The sequence below is a fragment of the Myxococcus sp. AB025B genome, assembly GCF_006518215.1.
Lineage (GTDB): Bacteria > Myxococcota > Myxococcia > Myxococcales > Myxococcaceae > Myxococcus > Myxococcus fulvus.
Map to the genome: position 1 here is coordinate 1 of NZ_SRLW01000394.1, position 7,667 is coordinate 7,667.

9 protein-coding genes are annotated in these 7,667 nt (G+C 69.7%); 2 read left to right on the top strand and 7 right to left on the bottom strand.

Annotated features, from left to right (window positions below; all coding sequences use genetic code 11):
* Positions 1-468 (top strand): hypothetical protein (locus tag FL311_RS44505; protein ID WP_194869552.1); only part of this gene is annotated, 468 nt, incomplete at its 5' end.
* 7 nt (positions 469-475) lie between these two features.
* Here FL311_RS44505 and FL311_RS38800 read toward each other — a convergent pair.
* The 6 genes from FL311_RS38800 to FL311_RS38825 all read right to left on the bottom strand — a co-directional run bounded on the left by FL311_RS38800 (position 476) and on the right by FL311_RS38825 (position 6,099).
* Positions 476-1,201, bottom strand: a complete 726-nt coding sequence (locus FL311_RS38800) for a hypothetical protein (protein WP_228557367.1) — start codon at positions 1,199-1,201, stop codon at positions 476-478.
* A complete protein-coding gene (locus tag FL311_RS38805; protein WP_141332688.1) occupies positions 1,198-2,472 on the bottom strand; it encodes an AAA family ATPase in 1,275 nt (424 codons plus the stop codon). The genes FL311_RS38800 and FL311_RS38805 overlap by 4 nt, the downstream gene beginning before the upstream one ends.
* 115 nt (positions 2,473-2,587) lie before the next feature.
* Positions 2,588-3,148, bottom strand: coding sequence for a response regulator transcription factor (locus tag FL311_RS38810; protein ID WP_141332689.1), 561 nt, complete (start codon positions 3,146-3,148; stop codon positions 2,588-2,590).
* Positions 3,145-4,452, bottom strand: a complete 1,308-nt coding sequence (locus FL311_RS38815) for an ATP-binding protein (protein WP_141332690.1) — start codon at positions 4,450-4,452, stop codon at positions 3,145-3,147. The genes FL311_RS38810 and FL311_RS38815 overlap by 4 nt, the downstream gene beginning before the upstream one ends.
* The gene (locus FL311_RS38820; RefSeq protein ID WP_141332691.1) at positions 4,449-5,192 is read right to left on the bottom strand and encodes a hypothetical protein; all 744 of its coding nucleotides are present in this window, start codon (positions 5,190-5,192) and stop codon (positions 4,449-4,451) included. The genes FL311_RS38815 and FL311_RS38820 overlap by 4 nt, the downstream gene beginning before the upstream one ends.
* A 4-nt stretch (positions 5,193-5,196) precedes the next feature.
* Positions 5,197-6,099: a transporter gene (locus FL311_RS38825; protein ID WP_141332692.1), complete on the bottom strand. Its 903-nt coding sequence runs from the start codon at positions 6,097-6,099 to the stop codon at positions 5,197-5,199.
* A 199-nt stretch (positions 6,100-6,298) separates the two neighbouring features.
* Between FL311_RS38825 and FL311_RS38830 the strand changes: the two genes are divergently transcribed.
* The gene (locus FL311_RS38830) at positions 6,299-6,742 is read left to right on the top strand and encodes a DoxX family protein (protein ID WP_046716769.1); all 444 of its coding nucleotides are present in this window, start codon (positions 6,299-6,301) and stop codon (positions 6,740-6,742) included.
* Positions 6,743-6,800: 58 nt separating this feature from the next.
* Here the strand turns inward: FL311_RS38830 and FL311_RS38835 are convergent, their stop codons facing one another.
* Positions 6,801-7,646 (bottom strand): metallophosphoesterase, encoded by an 846-nt coding sequence (locus FL311_RS38835; protein ID WP_228557368.1) that lies wholly within the window; start codon positions 7,644-7,646, stop codon positions 6,801-6,803.
* Between the last annotated feature and the right edge of the window lie 21 nt (positions 7,647-7,667).

Below are 7,667 nucleotides of genomic sequence, written 5' to 3' on the forward strand. Positions count from 1 at the left end.
TTGGAGAAGGTGCTCATCACCTGTCCGCTCGGGCTGGGCGAGGCGAAGTACGGCACGGGGCTCAAGGGGGCGCCGGGGGACAGTGAGGTGTCGTTCCTGGCGAGCGTGAGCGGGTGTGTGACGGTGCTGGGCTCGGCGGTGACGTCGGCGACGCTGGGCTCGGAGACGCCGAGCCTGGTGCGAGGGCTGTCGTGCGCGGACCTGTCGCGCGCGGGGGCGGGCCGGCAGGTGGTGACGTGGAACACGGCGGAGACGTCCACGGTGTTGATGGGGCAGTCCCACGTGTCCGTGCAGGAGGCGACGACGCTGGTGACGCAGACGGGGAAGGTGCTGTCGGGCAAGTTCCAGGGCGCCACCGCGGTGCGGACCACCACGTACCTGACGGCGGACGTGGAGAAGGGGTGCCGCTCCTCCGAGGGCTTGAAGTACCTGAAGGGGCCGGTGACGTTCAGCGTGACGTATCCGTGAGCGCGGGCTACCCGGTAGGCCGCGAAGCTTCACCGTCAGGTGTTGTGTCCTCGGGTCGAATCCTGTTCTGGCGCCGCAACTCCCTGGCGAGGAAGGGTGCCTCTCGTTCCAGGAACCAAAGTGGAATGGGCCGCCTGGGGTCTGGCGGATTCCAATAGTCGTCGAAGTAACGACGACACATGTTCCGGTATTCGCGAGAGGTTAGCCCCAGTCGGTCGATGGTCGCCTGGACCCGTGTCGCCGTCTCGGTGGGAAGCCCAGGGGCGGGCTCCACCTTGAAGGTGCCCAGGTTGAGGACGAACCAGCCGTCCTCGACGAGGAAGGGGTCCAGGACGTCGGGAAACTCCCGCTTGCGTGCGTTCATCAACGAGCAGGCCAGCCGGTAGTTGCCCCACTCGTAGGCGTCCTGGAGCTTCGTGCTGATGATGGCCACGAAGTGGTCTACGGTCGGGCCGCAGAGCGGCTCGATGTAGAAGCAGGCATAGGCGCAGATGCCGCCATAGGACTCATGCAAGGCCTCCAGCGCGCGCGTCCAGTAGGGGTAGTCTCGAAGGTCGTCGGAGGAGAGATCCTCGAGACGCGCGGCGCGCTGCTTGATTTTTCGCCCGCGTCTTCGCAACGTCTGGGGCTTGCCAGTCAACTCGGCGAGAGCGCTCAATCCGGGTTGACGGACCTGTCCGTCGAAGTCGAACCCGGGCGAGGTCGGCTCTGGTTGCTTCGCGACGCGAATCACTTTTCGAGCCCTGCCTCTCGAGCCCAGAACCTCCATCGCATCCAGAAGGGGTCCACGTCTGGGAGGCTTGCGCGCAGCGCATCCCGGACCTGGATGAACGCCTCGAAGGAAACGCCCTTCGACGACTGTTCCATCAAGGTCTCCGCCCGTTGCATGGCCTGTTCGGCCTCGAGGGAGCGCGGCTCGCGGAGGTCGAAGATTTCCGAGACCAGCCAGGAGTTCGCGTCGCCTCGACGCTGCCAGGGCTCCCTACGGAGGACCACGGCACCGTCCTGGAGGTTGAGGTTCCAGAGCGAGTCCTGGTGGATATCGAAGAGTGGCTCCAGCGAGGCCAGCAGCAACGGAGAGTGGGTGACCGCGAGGACCTGTACGTCGACGTTACCCGCCCCTGTCAGGGCTGACATGGTCTGGAGGATGGAACGGAGGATGGTTCGCTGCCAACGAGGGTGTAGGTGCGCTTCCACCTCGTCGATAAGGAAGGTGATGGACCGGGTTGGCTCCTGGTTCATCAACCGGCTGGCTTGCAAATGCTCCTGCCACGTCCAGACGAGCAGATAGGCCAGGGAGATGATGCGCCTGACGCCTGCCGACGCATAGACCACGGGAACTTCCTGGCCGTAGCTTGTGCGCAGTGTTGGTATGTCGCGCACGTCCTCCAGGCTGATTCGGGTGAGGTCCCCGGGAACGAGGCGCTCTGAGTCAGAGGGGGAGAGTGCGATGAGGGCCTGGCAGAGCTGTTGATAGGCCTCGTTGCCGCGACCCTGCCATGAGGCCCAATCCGCGATGAGCCCGTTGCAGAGGAACTTGCCCTCGGGTTTGAGTCCGTTCCAGACGTCCTGGGGAGCGAAGAGATACGCAGCAGGGCGATCCGGTGCGTCCATCCCCAATGCGTGAGCGCTTGGCCAGTGGTTTCTCGTGGGGTCCCACACGGAGAACGAGCCGTCGATCCGGGCATAGAGAACCAATCCGGGATCAGGGGGACGCCCTCCTTTCAATGCCCATGATTGGGCCTTGAAATCGAACTCACTGGAGTAGTTGACGGGCTTGCGCTTCCCCTCCAATTGGAAGGCGATGCGCGGCTTGATGCCGTGTCCGCGATGCGGAGCCGCTGGATGTCCTGCCCACGAGCGGGTGAGTGCCCACCAGGCAACGTCCAGAATGAAGGTCTTCCCCACCCCGTTGTCGCCGGTGATGAGATTGAGCCTTCGCGTGAAATCGAAGACGATTTCAGGGGCTGGCCCGACGTGGTGGAGTTCCAGCCGCTCGAACATCGTCGCCTCCGAGAGTCTCTCAAGTCCTCCTGAAGTGCTCTATAGGGCAGGTTCCCGAAACGACCAAGTCCACGGTGGAGCCGTGGTAGGGGCCGGGGCATCTTTTCCGCTCGTGTCAGCGTGCGGGCGGGTACTTCTGGAGCTTGCGCTGGAGCGAGCGGCGGTGGATGCCGAGCTTGCGCGAGGCCTCGGAGATGTTGCCCGCGCAGTCCGCGAGCACGCGGTGGATGTGCTCCCACTCCGCGCGCGCGAGTGACGGTGCCTCGAAGGTCTCGGGCGCGGCGAGCGAGGGCTCACCGCTGGCCCGCGCGAAGGCCGCGAGGATGTCGTCCACGTCCGCGGGCTTGGGCAGGTAGTTCACCGCGCCCAGGCGGATGGCATCCACCGTGGTGGCGATGCTCCCATAGCCCGTGAGCACGATGGCCTTGGTGGACGCGTCCACTGCGAGCAGGTCCTTGACCACCTCCAGCCCGCTGCGTCCGGGCATGCGCAGGTCCACCACCGCGTACTCGGGGGACTCGCGCTTCGCGGCGGTCAGCGCCTCGTCGTAGTCGCCCGCCGTCGTCACTTCCCATCCGCGCTCGCGGAACGCCCGCGCGAGCCGCTCGCGCAGTGTCGCGTCGTCGTCCACGAGCAGGAGGCTCGGGTGGTGGCCATCACCCACCGTGGTGCTCATGACGCCACCTCCGTGACGACGGGCACACCGAGCGGAAGCGCCAGGCTCGCCACCGTGCCCTGTCCCGGCGTGGAGCGCAGCTCCAGCGAACCTCCGAGCTGCTCCGCCAGCGTGCGCGCCAGGAACAACCCCAGGCCCATGCCCTCGCCCGGCGCCTTCGTCGTGAAGAACGGCTCACCCGCGCGCGCCAGCACGTCCGCGGGCATCCCCGCGCCGCCGTCGCGCACCTCCAGCCTCGCGCCGCCCTGGCCCTCCACCACCCGCAGCTCCACCACCTTGGACGCAGGCGACGCCTGCAGCGCGTTCTTCACCAACCCGCGCACCACCCGCGCCAGCGCGCGCGGCGGCCCCTGCACCCACCGCCCGCTCAGCGCCGTCGGCAGCTCCACCTTCACCCGCTCCACCCCCGCCAGCTCCGCCAGCGAGTCCTCCACCAGCCTGCCCAGCGGCATCGGATGGAAGGCCTCGCCCGTCGTCTGCCCCGCGTCCGCGGACATCTGCACCAGCACGTCGCGGCAGCGGTCCACCTGCTGCCGGATGAGCCTCAAGTCCTCGCGCACCGCCTCGGACGTCCCCGCCGACGCCAGCGCCCGCTCCACTTCCTTCGACACCACCGCGATGGTCGACAGCGGCGTCGACAGCTCGTGCGCCGCGCCCGCCGCCAGCGTCGCCAGCGAGGCCACCTTCTCCCGCCGCGCATGCTGCACGCGCGCCTGCGCCAGTTCCTCCTCGCGCTCCTCCAGCGCCCGCGTCACCCGCTGCACGAAGTACACGATGAAGCCCGCCGCCACCGCGAACGCCACCCACATGCCGTTCAGGTGCAGCCGCATCAGCGCCGCGTGGTCCGGACGCGACAGCTCCGGCACCAGCTCCACGTCCTGCAACACGAACAGCGAGCCGAACGCCGTCAACGTGAAGCCCAGCAGCCCCCACATCCACCGCGCCGGCAGCAGCACCGTGCCCAGCACCACGTTCACCAGGTACAGCGTCGTGAAGGGGTTGTGCGTCCCACCACTGAGCGCCAGCAGGCCCGTGAGCACCAGCGTGTCCCACAGCATCAGCTTGCCGATGGTGGCCTCGCTCACCCGGGCCCGGCCGAGCCACGCGCGCACCGCCACGTTCGTCGCGGCCTCCAGCCCCAACAGCCCCGCCAGCACCGCCACCGGCAGCGCCAGCTCCAGCCCGTACGCCGCCAGCGCGATGACCAGCGCCTGCCCCAGCAAGAGGCCCCAGCGCAGCCGCAAGAGCCACTCCAGGTTGATGCGGGCGCGAGAGGCGGGCTCGTTGGCGACAGGAGGCGTCATGGCACGACAGGAGGTTGCAGCGAGGCGGATCGGGCCACGTTGCCCAGCATGTCCACGTTGCGCGGCGACTCGCCGGGGCCCACGCCATCCAGCCACGAATCCCACGCCAGTGTGAAGACCCGCTCCGCCCTCGGCGAGGCCTCCGACAGCTCCACCCCATCCAACACCACGTCCACCGACGAGCGCCCGCGCGTCTCGAACTCGAAGTCGCGCGCCTCACCGTCCTCGAGCGTCCCGCGGACATGCAGGCTCAACCCCAGCATGTCCACCGGCCGCGCGCCCTGGAGCGCCGCGCCCAGGCCCTCCGCGTCCGAGTCCGCCGGCTCGAAGGTCAGCCGCGCCCGGCAGTAGCGCCCCGGCGGAGGATGCAGCACCCCGAGCGCCACCACCGCGCCGTCCGACTCCCCCAGGGACACCACGTGCGGCGTGCCCAGCCGCAGCGCGTTCGTCGTCGAGTGCGCCCACGCGGTGCCCACCGGCGACAGCGCCCGCAGCCACCGACGAAGGCCCGTCTCCTCGCACCTGAACAGCTCCACGCTGCCCAGCGTGACGAGCGCCCCGGAGAGCGTGGCGCGAGCCCCCTCGTCCGTGACGAGCGTGCGAGCCCCCGCCGCCTCCGGGACGCTCCGCGCGCGGCCCGTGGTGAGCCCCAGGCTCAACTGCATCCCCTCGATGCGCTCCCCGCCACCACAGCCGGTGAGACACACGAGCAGCACGAACGGCTTCACGACAGAGGGCATGGCGTCAGAGGTCGTACGCGACGGACAGCATCGCGATGGGAGTGGGCGCCACGCGACCGCGGAGCCGGTTGAAGAAGGGGACCCGCACACCCGCGGCCACCACCAGGTCCATCCGAGGACTGAAGAGGATGTCGGGAGACGCATATCCGATGACGCCCCCGCCGTTCTCCTCCTTCTCGCCGTCGATGTCCGCCGCCGCCTCGATGCGCCCGTCGAGCCCCAGCCGCAGGGCCCACCGCTCCGCCGGCTGGTACTGCGCCGCCATCGTCGTGCGCACCGACGCGCCCGCCCGGTAGCCCAGGATGCCGCGCGTGGGGAGGAAGCCCGTGGCGCTCGCCAGGAACGACCAGCTCCCCCGGAAGTGCTGGTACGCGAGCCCCGCCAGCGGGTCCACCGAGCCGCTGCCCAGCTGCGTGTCCAGGTCCATCAGCGTCCCGTCCTCCAGCCGCAGCTTCGGAGCGGTGGGCAGCTTCACGCCGACGAGCACGCTGAAGAGGTGGTCCGCGGAGAACGCGCGGTCCTGGTACAGGAACGCCTTCGCCGTCAGCTCCACGTCGCCCACGCCCCAGCCCCGCTCGCGCGCCAGGCTCACCGAGCGCACCTCGCGCGCCTGCAGGGGCAGCGTCGCCGACAGGAACAGCCACGGCAGGGGGGCGTACGCCACCGCCACGTCCATGCGCGCCTCGCGCAGCCGCAGCGCGTCCACGTGGTCCTGTCCCACCGTGTGCCCCCAGCCCCGCAGGGTGGAGGAGAAGCGCAGCCGCCCCGAGAACGGCTGCTCGGTGCCCATGGACATGAGCGTGGGGTCGCCACACGCACAGGTGGCACACGCCCAGGCGGACGACACGGGCGCGAGGGCCAGCACCGCGCCCAGCAGGGAGGACAGGAGGGAGAGTGGGGCTTTCACGACGAGGAGCACCCTACGCCCCCGGCCCGCCCCCCGCGTGTGGCGTGTTGTCGCAGCTATCCGGGACACACGGCGGCGGCCCCCAGGGCCTGAAGGAGGGCAGGCAGGAGGCCGGGCGCTGGCTGCCCCGCGGGAAGTCATGGGCAGGTTGAGAATGACTTCCACGCCCCGGCGTTGGTGGGACACAGGAGGCCATCCCATGGGAGTGCTCGTGCCGCTTGCTCGATTGCTGTTCTCAGCCATCTTCATCACCAGCGGCTTGAACCACTTCATCCAGCTCGACGCGCTGACGACCGTGGCCCAGAACGCGGGCGTGCCCGAGCCCCGCTGGGCGGTGCTGGTGTCCGGCGCGGCGCTGGTGCTCGGGGGGCTGTCGGTGTTGCTCGGTGTGCTCGCGCGCCTGGGGGCCGCGGCCATCGCCATCTTCCTGGTGACGGCCGCCTTCATGGTCCACCGCTTCTGGCTCGTCGCGGACCCGGTGCAGGCGCAGGATCAGCTCATCCACTTCATGAAGAACCTCTCCATGGCGGGAGGCGCGCTCTTCATCGTCTACTTCGGCTCGGGCCCCTTCAGCCTCCGGCGCGGAGGACGACAGGAGAGCGGCCTGGGCGGTGGACGGCTGGGCTCCCCGTTGAGGCACTGACGCGAGCCTCACGCGCGCGAAGGCTCGAGGGCCCTCGCGCGCTCGGCAGCGGGCTTCTTCAGCTGGCCACGGCCACGTGCGCCTGGGCCCGCAGGGTGAAGAACGCGACCTCCGGCTCGCTGCCCCGGCGCAGGTACGGCCCGCCGAAGCCGAAGCCCAGGCCCCGGTTCACGTACAGCTGGTTGCCATTCACGTGGTAGTGGCCGCGGATGTAGGGCTGCCCCGCGCGGCGGAAGATGGCCTCCGTCAGCCCCTGCACGATGAACTGGCCGCCGTGCGTGTGCCCGGAGAACTGCACCAGCCCCGCGTGCGCCGGCAGCTTGTCCACCGTGGGCGGCGTGTGGGCCAGCACCAGCCGCGTGCCGGACTCCGGCGCGCCCCGGAACGTGGCCTCCACGTCGTCTCGGCCCGTGCGCCCGTCGTCCACGCCCAGCACCGTCACCGGGGCGCCCTTCACGTGCACCACGCGGTGCTCGTTCTGCAGGACGGTGTAGCCCAGCCGCTCGAAGCTCTCGCGCAGGTAGGGCGCGTTCACCTGGTGGTCATGGTTGCCCAGCACCACGAAGACCTGGCCCTTGAGGCCGCTGAGCACGTCGCGCACGCGGGGCAGGGGCTTGGGGCTGTGGGTGACGTAGTCGCCGGTGAGGAAGACCAGGTCCGGGGCCTCCGCGTTGACGGCCTCCACCGCGCGGCGGATGCGCACGTCGCTGGTGGCCTGACCCACGTGCACGTCGGACAGCTGCGCCACGCGCAGGCCGTCATGGTGGCCCGTCAGGTGCGGCAGGTGGAGCAGGTTCTCCGTGAGGGAGAAGTGGTCCCTCCAGCGCAGGCGTCGCTCGGGACGCAGTGGGTCCGCGCCGCTCCAGGCCACCACCTCGTTGCGTCCTCCGGCGACGGGCTCCAGGGGGGACTCACTGGACGGGGA

Excerpts from the sequence above, each read along its gene's own strand:
- FL311_RS38805 (WP_141332688.1), bottom strand. The coding sequence starts at position 2,472 with ATGTTCGAGCGGCTGGAACTCCACCACGTCGGGCCAGCCCCTGAAATC.
- FL311_RS38830 (WP_046716769.1), top strand. The coding sequence starts at position 6,299 with ATGGGAGTGCTCGTGCCGCTTGCTCGATTGCTGTTCTCAGCCATCTTC.
- FL311_RS38815 (WP_141332690.1), bottom strand. The coding sequence starts at position 4,452 with ATGACGCCTCCTGTCGCCAACGAGCCCGCCTCTCGCGCCCGCATCAAC.
- FL311_RS38820 (WP_141332691.1), bottom strand. The coding sequence starts at position 5,192 with ATGCCCTCTGTCGTGAAGCCGTTCGTGCTGCTCGTGTGTCTCACCGGC.
- FL311_RS38810 (WP_141332689.1), bottom strand. The coding sequence starts at position 3,148 with ATGAGCACCACGGTGGGTGATGGCCACCACCCGAGCCTCCTGCTCGTG.